This window comes from uncultured Streptococcus sp., assembly GCF_963511325.1.
Taxonomy (GTDB): Bacteria; Bacillota; Bacilli; order Lactobacillales; family Streptococcaceae; genus Streptococcus.
Window position 1 is genome coordinate 16,529 of the sequence record NZ_CAUPII010000011.1, and the last position, 18,159, is coordinate 34,687.

18 protein-coding genes are annotated in these 18,159 nt (G+C 40.0%); 13 read left to right on the forward strand and 5 right to left on the reverse strand.

Features of this window, described 5'->3' with window-relative positions; genetic code table 11:
• The first annotated feature begins 12 nt into the window (after positions 1–12).
• From gtfA to RQ973_RS04780, 10 genes are all read left to right on the forward strand, one after another.
• Positions 13–1,533, forward strand: coding sequence for an accessory Sec system glycosyltransferase GtfA (gtfA, locus tag RQ973_RS04735; RefSeq protein WP_311522960.1), 1,521 nt, complete (start codon positions 13–15; stop codon positions 1,531–1,533).
• Positions 1,517–2,863 (forward strand): accessory Sec system glycosylation chaperone GtfB, encoded by a 1,347-nt coding sequence (gene gtfB / locus RQ973_RS04740; protein WP_311522961.1) that lies wholly within the window; start codon positions 1,517–1,519, stop codon positions 2,861–2,863. Before gtfA ends, gtfB begins: the two co-directional genes overlap by 17 nt.
• Positions 2,856–3,035, forward strand: coding sequence for an accessory secretory system protein Asp4 (gene asp4, locus RQ973_RS04745; RefSeq protein ID WP_311522962.1), 180 nt, complete (start codon positions 2,856–2,858; stop codon positions 3,033–3,035). The genes gtfB and asp4 overlap by 8 nt, the downstream gene beginning before the upstream one ends.
• 4 nt (positions 3,036–3,039) lie before the next feature.
• Positions 3,040–3,264 (forward strand): accessory secretory protein Asp5, encoded by a 225-nt coding sequence (locus RQ973_RS04750; protein WP_075230877.1) that lies wholly within the window; start codon positions 3,040–3,042, stop codon positions 3,262–3,264.
• Between the two features lie 242 nt (positions 3,265–3,506).
• The gene (locus RQ973_RS04755; protein WP_311522963.1) at positions 3,507–4,229 is read left to right on the forward strand and encodes a pseudouridine synthase; all 723 of its coding nucleotides are present in this window, start codon (positions 3,507–3,509) and stop codon (positions 4,227–4,229) included.
• A gap of 110 nt (positions 4,230–4,339) precedes the next feature.
• Positions 4,340–5,674 (forward strand): aminopeptidase C, encoded by a 1,335-nt coding sequence (gene pepC / locus RQ973_RS04760; protein WP_311522965.1) that lies wholly within the window; start codon positions 4,340–4,342, stop codon positions 5,672–5,674.
• A gap of 138 nt (positions 5,675–5,812) precedes the next feature.
• A complete protein-coding gene (locus tag RQ973_RS04765) occupies positions 5,813–7,129 on the forward strand; it encodes an ISL3 family transposase (RefSeq protein ID WP_311522966.1) in 1,317 nt (438 codons plus the stop codon).
• A 261-nt stretch (positions 7,130–7,390) separates the two neighbouring features.
• The gene (locus RQ973_RS04770) at positions 7,391–7,969 is read left to right on the forward strand and encodes a DUF4230 domain-containing protein (RefSeq protein WP_000493216.1); all 579 of its coding nucleotides are present in this window, start codon (positions 7,391–7,393) and stop codon (positions 7,967–7,969) included.
• Between the two features lie 166 nt (positions 7,970–8,135).
• Complete coding sequence (locus tag RQ973_RS04775) at positions 8,136–8,381, forward strand: hypothetical protein (protein ID WP_004238875.1); 246 nt, start codon at positions 8,136–8,138, stop codon at positions 8,379–8,381.
• 362 nt (positions 8,382–8,743) lie between these two features.
• Positions 8,744–9,139 (forward strand): leucine-rich repeat domain-containing protein, encoded by a 396-nt coding sequence (locus RQ973_RS04780; RefSeq protein ID WP_083301256.1) that lies wholly within the window; start codon positions 8,744–8,746, stop codon positions 9,137–9,139.
• Positions 9,140–9,222: 83 nt separating this feature from the next.
• Here RQ973_RS04780 and RQ973_RS09475 read toward each other — a convergent pair whose 3' ends face one another.
• From RQ973_RS09475 to adhP, 5 genes are all read right to left on the reverse strand, one after another.
• A complete protein-coding gene (locus RQ973_RS09475; RefSeq protein WP_367400507.1) occupies positions 9,223–9,312 on the reverse strand; it encodes an IS3 family transposase in 90 nt (29 codons plus the stop codon).
• 61 nt (positions 9,313–9,373) lie between these two features.
• Positions 9,374–10,285: a PTS system mannose/fructose/sorbose family transporter subunit IID gene (locus RQ973_RS04785; RefSeq protein WP_006149277.1), complete on the reverse strand. Its 912-nt coding sequence runs from the start codon at positions 10,283–10,285 to the stop codon at positions 9,374–9,376.
• 14 nt (positions 10,286–10,299) lie between these two features.
• Positions 10,300–11,112 carry a PTS mannose/fructose/sorbose transporter subunit IIC gene (locus tag RQ973_RS04790; RefSeq protein WP_311522969.1) on the reverse strand — a complete coding sequence of 271 codons (813 nt, stop codon included), beginning with the start codon at positions 11,110–11,112 and terminating at the stop codon, positions 10,300–10,302.
• 29 nt (positions 11,113–11,141) lie between these two features.
• The gene (locus tag RQ973_RS04795; RefSeq protein WP_311522970.1) at positions 11,142–12,131 is read right to left on the reverse strand and encodes a PTS sugar transporter subunit IIB; all 990 of its coding nucleotides are present in this window, start codon (positions 12,129–12,131) and stop codon (positions 11,142–11,144) included.
• A 456-nt stretch (positions 12,132–12,587) separates the two neighbouring features.
• Positions 12,588–13,607: an alcohol dehydrogenase AdhP gene (gene adhP / locus RQ973_RS04800; protein ID WP_311522972.1), complete on the reverse strand. Its 1,020-nt coding sequence runs from the start codon at positions 13,605–13,607 to the stop codon at positions 12,588–12,590.
• Between the two features lie 372 nt (positions 13,608–13,979).
• Between adhP and RQ973_RS04805 the strand changes: the two genes are divergently transcribed.
• The 3 genes from RQ973_RS04805 to RQ973_RS04815 all read left to right on the forward strand — a co-directional run bounded on the left by RQ973_RS04805 (position 13,980) and on the right by RQ973_RS04815 (position 18,157).
• Entirely contained in the window at positions 13,980–15,257 is a 1,278-nt protein-coding gene (locus RQ973_RS04805; RefSeq protein ID WP_311522973.1) for a gamma-glutamylcysteine synthetase, read from the forward strand.
• A gap of 74 nt (positions 15,258–15,331) precedes the next feature.
• Positions 15,332–16,816, forward strand: a complete 1,485-nt coding sequence (gene thrC / locus RQ973_RS04810; RefSeq protein ID WP_311522974.1) for a threonine synthase — start codon at positions 15,332–15,334, stop codon at positions 16,814–16,816.
• Positions 16,817–16,876: 60 nt separating this feature from the next.
• Positions 16,877–18,157: an MATE family efflux transporter gene (locus tag RQ973_RS04815; RefSeq protein WP_311522975.1), complete on the forward strand. Its 1,281-nt coding sequence runs from the start codon at positions 16,877–16,879 to the stop codon at positions 18,155–18,157.
• Positions 18,158–18,159 lie beyond the last annotated feature (2 nt).

The window sequence follows — 18,159 nt, forward strand, 5'->3', positions numbered from 1 at the left end:
AAAGGGGACAATATGACAATTTACAATATAAATTTAGGAATCGGCTGGGCCAGCAGTGGTGTTGAATATGCCCAAGCTTACCGTGCAGGTATTTTTCGCAGCCTAAATCTGCCGTCAAAGTTTATCTTTACAGACATGATTTTGGGTGATAATATCCAGCACTTAACCGCAAATATCGGTTTTGATGATGATCAGGTCATCTGGCTTTACACTCACTTCACAGACATCAAGATTGCACCGACCAGTGTGACGGTAGATGATGTTTTGGCTTACTTTGAAGGTGTAGAAAGCCGTCGTGAACGAAATGGGAAAATTGAACGAATCTTCTTCTCAGATGAGGACAAGTTTATCACTTGTTATTTAGTAGATGAGGAAAAAGATTTTGTCCAACATGTGGAGTATGTGTATGCTGGTAAGTTAATCCGCAAGGATTACTTCTCTTACACACGCTACTGCACAGAGTATTTTGCTCCTAAAGATAATGTAGCGACACTCTACCAAAGAACCTTCTACAATGAAGATGGGACTCCAGCTTATGAGATGTTCATGAATCAAGGGACCGAGGAAGTCTACCGTTTCAAGGATCGAATCTTATACGGGAAACCCGCCTTGCTCCGTTATTTCATGCAGACTCTTGAGTTAAATAAATCAGATCTAGTGATTTTGGATCGTGAGACAGGGATTGGTCAGGTGGTCTTTGAAGAAGCGCAGGCGGCGCATCTAGCTGTTGTCATTCACGCTGAGCACTATAGTGAAAATGCGACCAATGATGATTATATCCTTTGGAACAACTATTATGACTACCAGTTTACCAATGCAGATAAGGTCGATCTCTTTATTGTTTCAACGGATCGTCAAAAGGAAGTTCTAGAGCAACAGTTTGCTCACTATACCTCGCATGCTCCTAAGATTGTGACCATTCCAGTTGGAAGTGTTGACCAATTAACAAAACCACTAGAGAGTCGTAAGCCATTTTCTCTCATTACAGCTTCGCGTCTAGCTAAGGAAAAGCATATTGATTGGCTTGTCAAGGCTGTGATTGAGGCTCATAAGGAGTTGCCAGAATTAACCTTTGATATCTACGGTAGTGGTGGTGAGGAAGGACGTCTACATGAGATTATCGCTGCAGGTCAGGCAGAAGAGTATATTAAACTCAAGGGTCATGCCGAACTTTCCCAAATCTATTCACAGTATGAAGTTTATCTAACTGCTTCTACCAGTGAAGGCTTTGGGTTGACACTCATGGAAGCAATTGGTTCGGGCTTGCCATTGATTGGTTTTGATGTTCCTTATGGAAATCAAACCTTCATCGAAGATGGTGAAAATGGTTACTTGATTCCAAGCTCATCTGACCATGTCGAAGATGAAATCAAGAAAGCTTATGCAGAAAAAATCTGCCAACTGTATTTGGAGAATCATTTGGAAGGCATGAGAGAAAAATCTTACCAGATTGCTGAGAAATTCTTGACTCAAGAGATTTTGAACAAATGGGAAAATACAATCAAGGAGGTAGTGGATGATTCAGTTATTTGATGTATACAGTCAAGAAAGTCAAGATTTGCACTATAGTCTGACTGAAGCTGGACTGTCTGATTTGGCTGTGGTTATTGAACCCGATGGATTTTTACCAGATGGAGTTGTCTCACCCTTCACCTATTATTTGGGTTATGACAGCGGTAAACCCTTGTACTTTAACCAAGTTCCTGTACCAGACTTTTGGGAGATTGCTGGGAATAATCAATTTGGAACCATCAATGACCTTAATCAAGAACGAGCAGTGATTCATTTTGCAGATGGCTTACAGGCTCGTTTGGTGAAAAAAGTCGAATGGAAAACACCAGCAGGTCGCATCTTCCAAGTGGATCACTATAATCGTTTTGGAGCTTGCTTTGCTAAGACTACCTTTGATGCTTCTGGCCAAGCTATCATGACTTCTTATCGGAATGTAGATCAAAAAGAAGTTATTTTGGAAAACCATGTCACAGGTGATATTCTGCTGACCTTGGAAGGTCAAGGATTGCGCCATTTTTCTGGTCGAGTGGCCTTTATTATAGACTTCTTACAAGGTTTGAAAGTGAATCTTAACCACCTTCTCTTTAATACCCTATCTACCTCGTTTTTGACTTCCTTCCATTTCCCAGACAAATCAGGTCAGGATATTCTAGTTTGGCAAGAACCACTACATGATGGTATACCAGGAAATATGCAACTGATTTTGGAGAATGATCAGCTTCGAGCTAAGACCATTATCATTCCAGATTATGCGACTTATGAACGCGCTCTGCAATTGACGGATGAAAAATTCCATCATAAGTTTAGTCACCTAGGCTATCATTATCACTTTAAGCGTGATAATTTTGTTCGTCCTGATGCCTTGATTGTGACCAATTCGGATCAACTAGAGCAAGTTGAAAAATTGGTGGAGAGTTTACCAAGGGTCACTTTCCGAATCGCGGCAGTGACAGAAATGTCTGCAAAGTTGATGGATATGCTCCGCTACCCGAATGTTGTGCTCTATCAAAATGCCAGTCCCCAAAAGATTCAAGATCTCTATCAACTATCAGATATCTACTTGGATATCAACTATGGGAATGAATTGCTTCAGGCTGTTCGTCAGGCCTTTGAACACAACCAACTGGTCCTAGCTTTTGAAGAAACTGCCCATAACCGTCGCTATACAGCTCCAAGTCATATTTTCGCTAAGGAAGCAGTGGACGGCATGATTCAAACTATTGAATTAGCTCTTTCTAACGTTAAGGAGATGGGACGAGCTCTTGGAGAACAGGGTTACCATGCCAATTATGTGGATCCAATTATGTATCAGGAGCGGATGGAAACCATTTTAGGAGAAAGCCATGACTAAAAAAGATCTATTTTATCAGGATGTTGAAGGTCGCATGGAAGAGATGAAACAAGAACCCATCAAAAAAGAAAAATCTACACGTGGTGAAAAAATCAGTAAAACATTCTCTTTCTTGTTGGGGTTAGTTATCTTGATTGGTTTATTATTTACTTTGATAGGACTTTTGAGGTAGTTAAATGACTGAATTATTGATAATTTTAACCATTATTTTAGCTATTGCCTTAATCATCCTTGTGACCATTCAACCAAGACAAACTCAAATTTTTTCTATGGATGCAACTAGTAATATCGGAAAGCCCAGCTATTGGCAAAGCAATACGCTTGTTAAAGTTCTAACTTTGCTCGTTAGCTTAGCCTTATTTGTGATGCTACTCCTCTTTATGGCCTTAACGTTTTCATGATCTATATTTTTTAAAGAGACAATGCTTGACTTTAACAGTGAAGATTTACAGAAATTTAAGTTTGAGGAGAAAATTTTAAGAAAACTTTTAGGAATCTAGCTTATACTATAAGCATAAGTTAAGAAGACCTTAACTTTAACTCCTAAAAATTTTTCATAATAATCTCCCTATAAAATAAAGTCGCCCAATCAGGCGGCTTATTTTTGTACTAAGTCTATGCTTTTTCATGGTATAATAGTGCTATGAGATTAGATAAATATTTGGTTGCCTGCGCCGTAGGAAGTCGGACAGAGGTTAAAAACTTTCTAAAGGCTGGGCGCGTGACGGTCAATGGTAAAAAGAAAAAATCTGCCAAGCTACAAATCAATGAAGAGACAGACGATATTTGTTTTGACGGGCAAAAGCTAGAGTACGAGGAGTTTGTTTACTATATGATGAACAAGCCCCAGGGTGTTATTTCAGCAACTGAAGATCCTAAACATAAGACTGTCTTGGATTTGTTGGATGACTATGCACGTGCCAAGGAAGTTTTCCCGGTGGGGCGTTTGGATATCGATACGCATGGACTCTTACTCTTGACCAATGATGGCCAGTTGGCTCATGCTCTCCTTTCACCTAAACGCCATGTGGATAAAACCTATCTTGCGCAAGTCGATGGAATCATGACGGATGAAGATATTGAGACTTTTGCCAAGGGGATTCCGCTCAAAGACTTTACCTGCCAACCTGCTAAGCTTGAGCTTGTGTCTCTCGATAGAGAAAAAAACCAAAGTCTGGTTCGCGTGACTATTGCAGAGGGGAAATTCCACCAGATTAAACGCATGGTTGCTTACTGTGGCAAGGAAGTGGTGGACTTGCAACGTCTGACCATGGGAACTTTGACCTTGGATGAAAATCTGAAGCGTGGGGAATGGCGTCGCTTGACCACAGAGGAATTAGAAAGCTTGCTCGAAAGTGTTAGGTAAACTGTGGAATCTTTGAAAAAGGTGAGGAAAATATCCTTGCCTTTTTCAGTTTTTGGTTGCTTCCTTTGTGAAAAGAGTTATAATAGACTGTAGAATAAAAGGAGGATTTTATGAACGCGATTCAAGAATCATTTACAGATAAATTATTTGCCAACTATGAAGCAAATGTCAAATACCAAGCTATCGAAAATGCTGCTAGCCACAATGGAATCTTTGCAGCTCTTGAGCGTCGTCAAAGCCATGTCGACAACACCCCTGTTTTCTCACTTGATTTAACAAAGGACAAGGTCACTAACCAGAAGGCTTCTGGTCGTTGTTGGATGTTTGCGGCCCTTAATACCTTCCGCCACAAACTCATCTCTCAATACAAACTTGAAAACTTTGAATTGTCACAAGCTCACACCTTCTTCTGGGACAAGTATGAAAAATCTAACTGGTTCTTGGAGCAAGTCATTGCGACTGCAGACCAAGAATTGACAAGCCGCAAGGTTAGCTTCCTACTCCAAACTCCACAACAAGATGGTGGTCAATGGGATATGGTTGTGGCTCTCTTTGAGAAATACGGTGTCGTTCCTAAGTCTGTTTATCCAGAGTCTGTTTCATCTAGCAGTAGCCGTGAGCTCAATGCCATCCTTAATAAATTGCTTCGTCAAGACGCTCAAATCTTGCGTGACCTCTTGGCTTCTGGTGCAGACCAAGCGACTGTTCAAGCTAAGAAAGAAGATCTCTTGCAGGAGATCTTTAACTTCCTTGCCATGTCACTAGGACTTCCACCACGTCAATTTGACTTTGCTTATCGTGATAAGGACAACAACTACCAAAGCGAAAAAGGCATCACACCACAAGAGTTTTACAAGAAATACGTTGACCTTCCACTAGAAGACTACGTTTCTGTGATCAATGCTCCAACTGCTGATAAACCATACGGTAAATCTTACACAGTTGAGATGTTGGGAAATGTGGTTGGTAGCCGTGCAGTTCGTTACATTAACGTACCGATGGAACGTTTGAAAGAATTGGCGATTGCCCAAATGCAGACAGGAGAAACTGTTTGGTTTGGTTCAGATGTTGGCCAGCTCAGCAACCGTAAAGCCGGAATCCTTGCGACAGATGTCTATGACTTTGAATCAAGCATGGATATTCAACTCACTCAGGACAAAGCAGGACGTTTAGACTACAGCGAAAGCTTGATGACCCACGCTATGGTCTTGACAGGTGTTGATTTGGATGAAAATGGCAAATCAATCAAATGGAAAGTTGAAAACTCATGGGGAGACAAGGTCGGTGCAGATGGTTACTTTGTTGCCTCAGACGCTTGGATGGACGAGTACACTTACCAAATTGTTGTTCGTAAGGAATTACTAACAGCAGAAGAACAAGCTGCCTATGAAGCAGAACCAATCGTCCTTGCACCATGGGATCCAATGGGTGCCTTGGCTGAATAAATGAGATATAAAAAGAACGGTTCTATAATTTTTAGGGTTGATGGAAATTTTCCACCAACCCTATTTTAGTGTATACAAAAAGGCCAACATCCATTATATTAAAAGCGCTGAAACCTAAAACAAAAGGATGATGACCATATGAACAATATACTAGAAGCTACACTACAAATCAAAGATAAAAACATTATTTGGGATAATAAAGTTCAAGAGAAGATATTTAAAAAGAGAAAATCTTTATTTTATGCAGCTACTTATACGCATAAACCAGAATTTTGTACCGTTTGTGGGTGTGTTAGCCGAAATAATAATATCGTTAAAAACGGCACGAAAACATCTCGTATCACTCTCTGTTCTGTTTCAGGCCTAGCGGCCTACTTAAATCTACGCAAGCAGAGATTTCTCTGTAGAGAATGCGGCTCTTCATTTACCGCAGACACTAGTCGAATCGTAGAAAAACACTGTCATATCTCTAAACGCTTAAAAAACGAAATTAAATCAAAAATAAGTGAAACAGTATCTGAAACCTATATCGCAAAAGAAACAAATGTTTCAGTTCATACGGTAAGACGTATCATAGATGATACAACACGTTTACTAAAGATTAAACCATTACACGATTTACCTGAGCATTTGTGTTTTGATGAATTTAAATCCGTCAAATCTTCCGATAGTAATATGAGCTTCATTATTTGTGATAGCACTACACACAAGCTGGTCGATGTTGTACGAGATAGAAAATCTTACAGCTTGAAAAAGTATTTTCATCGTTTTGAGCCTAAGACTAGATTAAAGGTAAAAACTATCTCCATCGACATGTACTTACCGTACATTCAATTAATAAAAGAAATGTTTCCTAACGCTAAAATTATCATTGATCCTTTTCATATCGTACAAGCCTTAAATAGAGAATTAAATCGAACTCGGGTACGTGTCATGAATAAGCATCGCTATAAAGACTCTAAATTATATCGAAAGTTAAAACATTATTGGAAGTTAATTTTAAAGAACTCTAATGAACTTCAGAACTATAAATATAATCGTTATAAGCTTTTTGAAAGCTTCATAACAAGTAAAGGAATCGTAGATTATATCTTAGAAAAAAATCCATCTCTTAAAAATGATTATGAGGTTGTACATTCACTTCGTGAATGTATACAGGATAGAGATTATATAGAATTCAAGGAAACGATTGAAGCAGCTACGCAATTAGACCTATCTCCTGGTTTAAAAAGAGTATTAAAGACTCTTATGACTTACTTGCCATATATTCAAAATACTTGTGAGTATCCAACTAGAACAAATTGCCCTATTGAAGGAATAAACAATAAAATAAAAGTGCTTAAAAGAAATGCCTACGGCTTTAGAAACTATTACCATTTTAGAAATAGGATTATTTTAATAACAAAAATGTTTGGCCCAAAACAAAAAGGAATTAAGCAACAATTAGTTGCTTAATCCCTTCCTAAATTTCTTCATCAACACTATTTACCAAAGAGCCCTTTTTTAGTGCTCAAAATAGCACTCAATTTTAAATGGATTTGGTGTTCAAAAAATATAATCAAATGCAACAAACTAATTTCATTTTTAATAGGCACAATTAATTTTAGAAGATAGTACGAAAAAATATTGACTATTTTCTTTAGAATGTGTAAAATTTAGATAGATTATTTAAAGTGAGGTTTTTTTATCTTGTCTATATTAAAGAAGAAAGTTAATATGTTTAGTGTACTATTGAATGTGGTATTAATAGCTATTATAGCTATTGGAGTGCTATTTTTCTTACCTAAGGAACATAAATCAGAAGTCAAATCGTCAATTAATATCGAAAGTATTGAAAAAGTGAATGAAGTTGTATTTTTGAATGCGGGAATTAATGAAATTATTTCTGAAACAAAAACAACTCAAGTTTTTGGGTTTGATGTGCCGTTCTCTAAAAAAGCAGCATTAGTAATTTTAAATTATAAAGCTAAATTTGGAATTAAAAGTAGTGTAAAGGTTGAACAAATAAGCGAAAAAGAATATAAGGTTATTGTTCCAAAATTGGAAGTAATTGGTGTTGAACTTTCAAAAGATAATCCTTATGATTTATATGATAGTCATGGAGAGTTATTAAGTGGAACTACAGAAGATATTGATACTGGGAAATTGGTCGCTAACCAACTTTCTAGTGATAAACAAGCAGAGTATTTAGATAAATTTAAGAGTGAAATTAAAGAATCTGCAATCAATTATTATAAAACAATATTTTCTTCAATGGATTCTGAAGTAAAAGTAACTATAGAATTTACAGAATAATTTTTGAAATACAAAACCCTGGCTATCTCTGGTCAGGGTTTTGTGTGGTTCTATAATTTTTAGGGTTGATGGAAATTTTCCACCAACCCTATTTTAGTGTATACAAAAAGGCCAACATTCATTATATTAAAAGCGCTGAAACCTAAAACAAAAGAATGATGACCATATGAACAATATACTAGAAGCTACACTACAAATCAAAGATGCACACAATGAAGGTGTTACATTCCATTTCTTAGAGAATATTAAAGAAGTATTGCGTGATGAGAGTGGGAAAGTAACTGGTGTAAAGGTTATTACAATGGAACTTGGTGAATCAGATGAAAGTGGAAGAAGATCAACGCATGAAGTGGCAGGTAGTGAACATATTATTCCATGTGACCTTGTCGTTGCAGCAATTGAACAAAAGTAGACTTTAGTGTTCTAGATGAAAGGTAAAAATTTGACTTTCGGTCAACATCAGAATACAATAGAAATGAACTAATAACAGGGGATGCATATTTAGGTCCTCAATCTATCGCAACCGCAATTAAAGGCGGGTGAGAAGTTGCGACAGAAGTACATGAATCGTTTAAAGAAAACACATAAATAACTTGTGGTGCCTTTCGTTTTTTTACTGGGAAAATTAAGGAACTATAGTTATAAATTCTTAAAGATATTAATATATCAACGTGCGTATATTTATAGGAAGAAGGTTATGTCATCTATAGTTGTACTTCTGACGATAAGGTTGTTCGTGTACCAAAGGAAATTAAAGGTAAACCTGTTATCGCAATTGGAGAACGTGGTCTTGCGAACTTGAAACATTGTGAGGCAATCGTTTTACCAGATACAGTACGATATATTGGAAAAGGTGCGTTTGCGATTGACAATAAGTTAAAGTATGTCCACTTTGGTAAGTCAATAGAAACAGTAGAAGATGATGTTTTCAACTCTGACAGTTCATTAGAATCAGTTGTATTCCCAGAAGGAACAAAGAGTATTGGAACATTAGTATTCTGGGGGACATCATCAATTAAATCTATTACAATTCCAGCAAGTGTAACAGAAATTACAGAATACTTCTATTTTGTGGATAACTGTAACCCAGATGTAGAAATCCATACACCTAAGGGATCAAAGGCAGAAGAAGTAGCTAAAGCAATGCAACTTAAAGTAGTAAATGACTAAAGGGGAATAGTATGAACAAAAAATTACTATCAGGCTTAGGGACTGACCCCAAAAAGTGAGAATTTAATAAAAACACCCTAGGGCTACCGTCTTCGGTATTCAACCGGAGACAGGTAGTCCAATTTTTGTTGGATTCTTTTTTCATTAGGTTCTTCATCAACACTATTTGACAAAGAGCCAAAAGAATCAGGTGATAAACCTGATTCTTTTTTTGTTTATACATTCTCGTCGAGATTACATGATACCGAAGAAACGAGCTGCGATACCAACTGCAAAGAGGGCAAGGATGATTGTGATTGGAGATACTTTTTTCTTAAGCAACCACATGCAAAGGAAAGTAAGGAGGAGTCCCATCAATCCTGGAATCAATGAGTTCAACTGACCTTGAAGGGTTTGTGGTTGAACGCTATCCAAGCTCATACCACTAAGTGCTTGACCAAGAATACCCTTCAATTCTCCACCTGTAACAGCACCTTCTGGGAAGTTGATGTAGGCACCTTCTGATAATTGTTTCCCTGGAAGGTTGATAGTGAAGTTGATGGATACCCAACGTTGTACAAGAACGGCAAGGATGAACATACCAAGGATTGAAGCTCCTTTAGTGATGTCTTTCAAGATACCACCTGACATGTCTTTAGTGATTTCAGATCCAGCCTTGTAACCAAACTCTTGTGTGTACCAAAGGAAAGACATACGGATTGCATTCCATCCAAAGAAGAAGAGAAGTGGTCCAACGATATTACCAGTTGCAGCAAGTGATGCACCAAGGGCACCAAGGATCGGACGAACTGTAAACCAGAAGACTGGGTCACCGATACCGGCAAGAGGTCCCATCATACCGATCTTAACACCTTGGATAGCAGCATCATCGATTTCAGTACCGTTAGCGCGTTCTTCTTCAAGTGCAAGAGTAACCCCCATGATTGGAGCAGCTACGTATGGGTGAGTGTTGAAGAATTCAAGGTGGCGCTCAAGAGCAGCTGCTTGGTCTTCTTTTTTAGTGTAAAGTTTCTTGATAGCTGGGATCAAAGAGTAAGCCCAACCCAAGTTTTGCATACGTTCGTAGTTCCAAGAACCTTGAAGGAATTGTGAACGCCACCAAACTTTTTGGCGATCTGATTTTGATAATTGAATTTTTTCAGCCATGATTGTTCCCCTTTCTAGTAGTCTTCTAGGATATCACCAATTGGGTCGTTAGAAGTTGCAGCTCCTCCGCCACCGTTTCCACCTTGTTTAGAAAGATTGAGATAGATGAAGGCAAGGGCAACACCGATTACACCAAGGGCAATCAAAGTCAATTGAGAGATTGCTGCAAGAGCAAAACCGATAGCGAAGAATGGCCATACTTCACGAGTAGCCATCATGTTGATAACCAAAGCGTAACCAACGGCAACGACCATAGCACCACCGACAGCCATACCACCTTTAAGCCATTCTGGCATAAGTTCCAATACGCCTTGAACGGCTTCAGTTGGCATTGCAAGCAAGAGCGCAGCTGGGATAGCAATACGTAGACCTTGAAGAGCAAGGGCAAGGTAGTGAGCGCGTTCAACAGCAGCAATGTTTCCTTCTTTAGCAGCAGCGTCAGCAGTGTGAACCAAACCAACTGAGATTGTACGAACGATCATAGTCAAGAAAAGTCCAGCTACGGCAAGAGGGATTGCAGTTGCAGTTGCGACTGCGATACCTTCAGTAGTAAAGTTACCACCTTTGATCATGATGATTGCAGCTGCAACAGAGGCAAGGGCAGCGTCAGGAGCTACGGCAGCTCCGATGTTAGCCCAACCAAGGGCGATCATTTGAAGTGATCCACCAAGCATAACCCCTGCTTCAAGGTTACCTGTGACAAGACCGATAAGGGTACATGCTACGATTGGTTGATGGAATTGGAATTGGTCGAGGATACCTTCAAGACCTGCGAAGAAGGCAACAACTACAACCAAGATAGCAGAAATGATTGAAATATCTGACATGGTTTTATTCCTTTTCTATTTAATGTTAATTATTGAACGTTAGCTTTGCTAATCAAGTCAAACAAATCTTTTTTAGTGTCGTTTGGTACTTTACGTACGTCAAATTCAACACCAAGATCACGCATTTTTTCAAATGTAGCAACGTCGTCTTTGTCCATTGACAATACGTTGTTGACCATTGTTTTACCAGTTGAGTGAGCCATTGATCCAACGTTAAGAGTCTTGATTGGCACACCGCCTTCGATAGCACGAAGAGCATCTTGAGGTGTTTCAAACAAGATAAGGGCGTGTGTCTCACCAAAACGAGGGTCTTTTGCAACCTCAATCAATTTTTTGATTGGTACAACGTTAGCCTTCACTCCGTTAGGAGCTGCTTGTTTGATCAATTCTTTACGAAGATCGTCGTTAGCTACGTTATCTGAAGCAACGATGATACGGTTAGCTTTTGAATCTGGTGTCCAAGCAGTTGCGACTTGTCCGTGAAGAAGACGTGTGTCAAGACGAGCAAGATTGATTTTCAATTTACCGTCTCCAATGACAGTTCCTTCTGGAATAGCAGCTTGGGCTACAGGCGCAGCTGCAGCAGTAGCAACTTCCTCAGCTGGATTTAGTTCTTCTGGAAGAGCCTTGATGCCATCCTTAGATTCTTTGATGATATTTGCAGCGACTTTATCCACTCCAGCATTAGCATCCATAAGGCGCTCTGTGTAGGATTGAATCAACATCGGCAAGTTAAGTCCTGTGATGATGGCAAATTTACGCTCAGGGTTTTCTCCCATTACGCGGCTAGCTTGGTTAAATGGAGAACCACTCCAAAGGTCAGCCAAGACTAGAACCTCATCTTCTGCGTCAAATGCAGCCACAGCATTGTTGAATTTGGCGTATAAATCATCTGGACCTTCGTTTGGCATAAAGGTTACAACTTGAACCTTTTCTTGTTCACCAAAGATCATTGATCCTGACTGATGAATACCCGCGGCAAATTCACCGTGGCTCGCAATAATGATTCCGATACTCATTATTGTCATTCCTCCTTATAAAATGTTTGACTTGTAGTTTAAGAAAACTTTAAGACTCCTTAAGTATAAATCGTTTTCAGAAAAAATGCAACTAATTATAATAAAGAGTGAAAAAAATCTCAAAGCCTCATTTTTACAAATATTGATATATAAACTTTTTATAAAATCGTCTATAAAATGGTAAAAAAATTTAATATAAAAAAGTGGAGGGACTAGGAAGTTTTCGTCAGTAGTGCTCTTGGGCGTCTAAAAATTGCCCCAAGTCCAATTAGTTGTCGTATCAAAATGTTATACTCAATGAAAATCAAAGAGCAAACTAGGAAGCTAGCCGCAAGCTGTACTTGAGTACGGTAAGGCGAAGCTGACGTGGTTTGAATTTGATTTTCGAAGAGTATTATTGCTAAAAAAACGAGGTGGGATTTTCTGTCCCTACCTCGTTTTGGCATTTTATTTATCTTAGTGTGTAAAGTCTAGAACCATACGACCTTGGATGGTTCCAGCTGCCATTTCATCAAAGACAGCAATTGCATCTTCGACAGGGCGTTTTTGAACGACTGGTACAATCAGACCTTCTGCACCAAATTGGAAGGCTTCTTCCAAATCTTTACGTGTTCCAACAAGGGAACCGATGACTTGGATACCGTCAAGAACTGTTTTGACGATGCTAAGGTCCATCATTTCTGAAGGGAGTCCGACAGCTACTACATGACCGCCTGCACGAACAGAGTCAACTGCTTGGTTGAAGGCAACTTTTGATACAGCTGTTACGACAGCTGAGTGAGCCCCACCGTTTGTTTTTTCTTTGATAAGGCCTGGAACATCTTCGACTTCAAGACCATTAATCACGATATCAGCACCAACTTCTTTAGCTAGAGCAAGTTTATCGTTGTTAATATCTACTGCGATAACGTGAGCGTTAAATACTGTTTTAGCGTATTGAACAGCTAAGTTACCAAGTCCTCCAGCACCATAGAGTACAACCCATTGGCCTGGTTCAACTTTTGCTTCTTTGATAGCCTTGTAGGTAGTAACACCGGCACAAGTAATAGAATAAGCTTGGACTGGATCGAGACCATCTGGAACCTTAACAGCATAATCTGCAGTTACGATACATTGTTCAGCCATACCACCGTCAACTGAGTAGCCTGCATTTTTTACGGAACGACAAAGAGTTTCTCGTCCGGTTGTACAGTATTCACACATACCACAGCCTTCAAAGAACCAAGCTACGCTGACACGGTCGCCAACTTTGAGGCTTTTCACATCAGGAGCAACTTCTTTGACGATACCGATCCCTTCGTGACCGAGAACGCGCCCTGGAACTTTACCAAAGTCACCATGGGCAACGTGGAGGTCAGTGTGGCAGACACCACAGTATTCAACTTCTACAAGAGCTTCCCCAGTTTCGAGTGGACGGAGAACTTTTTCTTCAATAGCAACACCAGTACCTTCTGGATTTACAACCACAGCTTTCATAGCTATCCTCCTTGATTAGTCGTTGAGGTGCAGAGGAAAAGGGGCTTGGCTTGAGAGGTTTTCAAGTGAAGTCGAATTTGAACCGCCTTCTTATTTACTTATATGTGAAGTATATCACGATATTTACTATAGTACAATAGTTTTGAGGTAAAAAACTATGTAATCGCTTAACCGGTTGATAAGACTGTGAAAATTGAACAAGTAAGATTGATGCATTGGCGAGTAAATACCTATAAATGCTAGAAAAGTTGACTTTATATGGCCTCTTTAAGGTTTTCAGCAAATTTTCTGAGTTTCTTCTCGAGGGGATTTTGGTATAATATAGAAAGCAATTGATCTTTCTAGTAAGAGAATTTAGAGTGAGAGGTATGTATGTCCCCTTCTATTCAGTTATTGAAAAGCCGTTATTTAAAAAATATCAAAGAAAATCCGGAACTCTACATTGGTATTGAGTTGGAATTTCCTATCGTTCATGTAAATGGGCAAGCGACAGATATTGAAGTCAGCAAAGAATTGATGCACTTTTTGGTTGGTGCTCTCGGTCTGGAAGTTGAAAAGGAAGACCAGGATGGCAATCCAATTCAACTTGTAGAACCGATCAGTCAAGACCGGATTTTGTTTGAGGTTTCCTATACGACCTTGGAGTTTGCCTTTGGTAGAGCCCAGAATATCCAAGAGGTCGACCAACGCTTTCAAGCTTATATGAAGGTGATTCAGGAAAAGCTTGGGGAAAAGGATCATGCGATTCAGGGTTGGGGAATTCACCCGAATTGGGATATCAATGATAATAGGCCTGTCGCATATCCTCGCTACAAGATGTTAATGGACTATCTGAAGATGGGCAACAATCAGGAGTCCGTTTCTTTGCATGACTTTCCAGCCTATGGTGCATTTATCTGTGGTAGTCAAATTCAGTTAGATGTATCAAAGTCAAACTACTTACGAGTTATCAATGCTTTCACAGAGATAGAGGCAGCCAAAGCTTTCTTATTTGCGAATTCTGAGTTTTCGGGAGCAGACTGGGATACTCAGATTTCGCGAGATGTCTTTTGGGAAGACTCCATGCATGGAATTTATCCAGAGAATGTTGGTGTCAATACCAGACTCTTTAAAGATGAAGATGATTTCTTTGATTATCTAGACCGCTCTGCGATTTTTACAGCAGAACGAGATGGGGAAACCTACTATTTTTCTCCGATTCGGGCTAGAGATTACCTAGCTACTGAGGAAGTTTCGGCCTATACTCTAAATGGAAAAGAAACTCTGCTTGTTCCTCAAGAGAAGGATTTTCAAACGCACCGTAGTTACCAATATCAAGACTTAACAACTCGAGGGACGGTCGAATTTCGTAGTGTTTGTACGCAACCCCTAGACCGCCCTTTTGCTTCGGCAGCCTTTCATCTAGGTTTGTTGGTGAATTTAGACAAGCTTGAAACATACCTAGAAACAGCACCTTTCTTTGAGAGATTTGGTCGTGACTACAAATCTTTGAGACGCCAGTTTTCTAAGAAACAGCTTTCAGATGAGGAGACAGCTGGAATTGTTCAATTCTCCAAAGACTTGCTAGCTATAGCAGAGCAAGGTCTTGAAATGAGAGGTCAGCAAGAAACAACCTATTTAGAGCCTTTGAAAGAAAAATTGACTCTATAATTTTCTTATAAAGGAAGAATTTTCTGAAAAATCATGTTATAATGGATGAGACTATAGATAAAGGATAGAGATTTATGACATTAGTTTATCAATCAACGCGTGATGCGAAAAATACCGTAACAGCTAGCCAAGCGATTTTGCAAGGTTTGGCGACAGATGGAGGTTTGTTCACTCCAGTTAGCTATCCAAAGGTAGATTTGGATTTTGATACATTAAAGGACGCTTCATACCAGGAAGTAGCTAAGCTGGTCTTGTCAGCTTTCTTGGATGACTTTACAGCAGAAGAGTTGGACTACTGTATCACCAATGCCTATGACAGCAAGTTTGATACACCAGCCATTGCCCCTCTTGTCAAACTTGATGGTCAATACAACTTGGAACTCTTCCATGGTTCAACCATTGCCTTTAAAGACATGGCCTTGTCTATCTTGCCATACTTTATGACGACGGCTGCTAAGAAACACGGTTTGGAAAACAAGATTGTTATCTTGACTGCAACTTCTGGAGACACTGGAAAAGCTGCCATGGCAGGATTTGCGGATGTCCCTGGAACTGAAATTATCGTCTTTTATCCAAAAGACGGTGTCAGCAAAGTACAAGAGTTGCAAATGACCACTCAAACTGGTGACAACACTCATGTCATCGCCATTGATGGGAACTTTGACGATGCTCAAACCAACGTGAAGCATATGTTCAACGATGTGGCTCTTCGTGAAAAATTGGCAGCTAACAAGTTGCAGTTTTCATCAGCTAACTCTATGAATATTGGTCGTTTGGTCCCTCAGATTGTCTATTATGTTTATGCTTACGCTCAGCTTGTTAAAACTGGCGAAATTGTGGCTGGTGACAAGGTCAACCTCACAGTACCAACAGGAAACTTTGGGAATATCCTAGCAGCCTTTTATGCGAAGCAAATCGGTCTGCCAGTTGGGAAACTAATCTGTGCTTCAAATGATAACAATGTATTGACAGACTTCTTTAAAACTCGTATTTATGACAAAAAGCGTGAGTTTAAAGTGACCACTAGCCCATCTATGGATATCTTAGTGTCTTCAAACTTGGAGCGCTTGATTTTCCATCTTTTGGGAAACGATGCGGTTAAGACAGCTGAACTCATGGATGCTTTGAACACTCAAGGTCAGTATGAATTGAAAGATTTTGATGCAGAGATTCTTGACCTCTTTGCAGCGGAGTATGCGACAGAAGCAGAAACAGCTGCAGAAATTAAGCGTGTTTACGAGTCAGATTCTTACATCGAGGATCCTCATACAGCAGTTGCTTCAGCTGTATTTAAAAAATACCAAGCAGCGACTGGTGATGCGACAAAGACAGTGATTGCATCAACAGCTAGTCCTTACAAATTCCCAGTGGTTGCGGTGGAAGCTGTAACTGGACAATCAGGCCTTAGCGATTTTGAAGCCTTGGCTCAATTACACGAAATTTCAGGAGTAGCAGTGCCACCAGCAGTGGATGGCCTTGAAACAGCTCCAGTTCGTCACAAGACAACTGTTGCAGCGGCAGATATGCAGGCAGCAGTAGAATCTTATCTAGGACTTTAAAACAGAGGAAGTAAACTCGGTTGGGAAACTAACTGAGTTTCTTTTCATCAGGAGGAAGGATTGTTTAAGAAATATAAAGATATTCTCAACATAGCTCTGCCAGCCATGGGTGAAAATTTCTTGCAGATGCTCATGGGAATGGTGGATAGCTATCTGGTGGCACATCTGGGTTTAATCGCTATTTCGGGTGTGTCTGTAGCGGGTAATATCATCACTATTTACCAGGCTATTTTTATTGCTTTGGGAGCAGCTATTTCCAGCGTCATTTCAAAAAGTTTGGGGCAGAAGGACCAGTCTAGACTAGCCTACCATGTGACAGAAGCGCTCAAGATAACCTTGCTTTTGAGCTTGATTTTAGGGTTCTTGTCCATCTTTGCCGGTCGAGAGATGATTGGTCTTTTGGGGACAGAAGCGTCTGTAGCTGAGAGTGGAGGACTATACCTAGCTTTGGTCGGTGGGACAATTGTTCTCTTGGGCTTGATGACTAGTCTGGGTGCCTTGATTCGTGCTACTCATAATCCGCGTCTTCCCCTTTATGTGAGTCTTTTATCCAATGCCTTGAATATTCTCTTTTCAAGTCTAGCTATTTTCATCCTTGATATGGGCATAGCTGGTGTAGCCTGGGGAACCATCCTATCTCGTTTGGTTGGGGTTGTGATTTTATGGTCGCAATTAAAACTTCCATATACGAGACCAAGGTTTGGACTGGACAAAGACTTGCTGACCCTGGCTTTACCTGCAGCGGGAGAGCGTCTCATGATGCGAGCTGGCGATGTGGTTATTATTGCCCTGGTTGTTTCTTTCGGAACTGAGGCCGTAGCGGGAAATGCTATTGGTGAAGTCTTGACGCAGTTTAACTACATGCCTGCCTTTGGTGTCGCTACAGCAACAGTCATGCAGGTGGCTCGAGCAGTTGGAGAAGATGATTGGGCAAGGGTAGACAACTTAAGTAAGCAAACTTTTTGGCTATCTCTCTTCCTCATGTTGCCCTTAACACTTAGTATCTATGCTCTTGGGACACCACTAAGTCACCTCTACACCAGTGATCCTGTGGCTATTGAAGCCAGTGTTATGGTGACACTGTTCTCACTACTAGGAACTCCTATGACGACGGGGACAGTCATTTATACAGCTGTCTGGCAGGGGTTGGGAAATGCACGCCTCCCCTTTTATGCGACAAGTATCGGGATGTGGTGTATCCGTATCGGAACAGGGTATCTGATGGGAATTATTCTTGGTTGGGGCTTGCCTGGTATTTGGGCAGGAACGCTTTTGGATAATGGTTTTCGCTGGTTCTTCCTGCGCTATCGTTATAAGCAATATATCTGTTTGAAAGGATGACA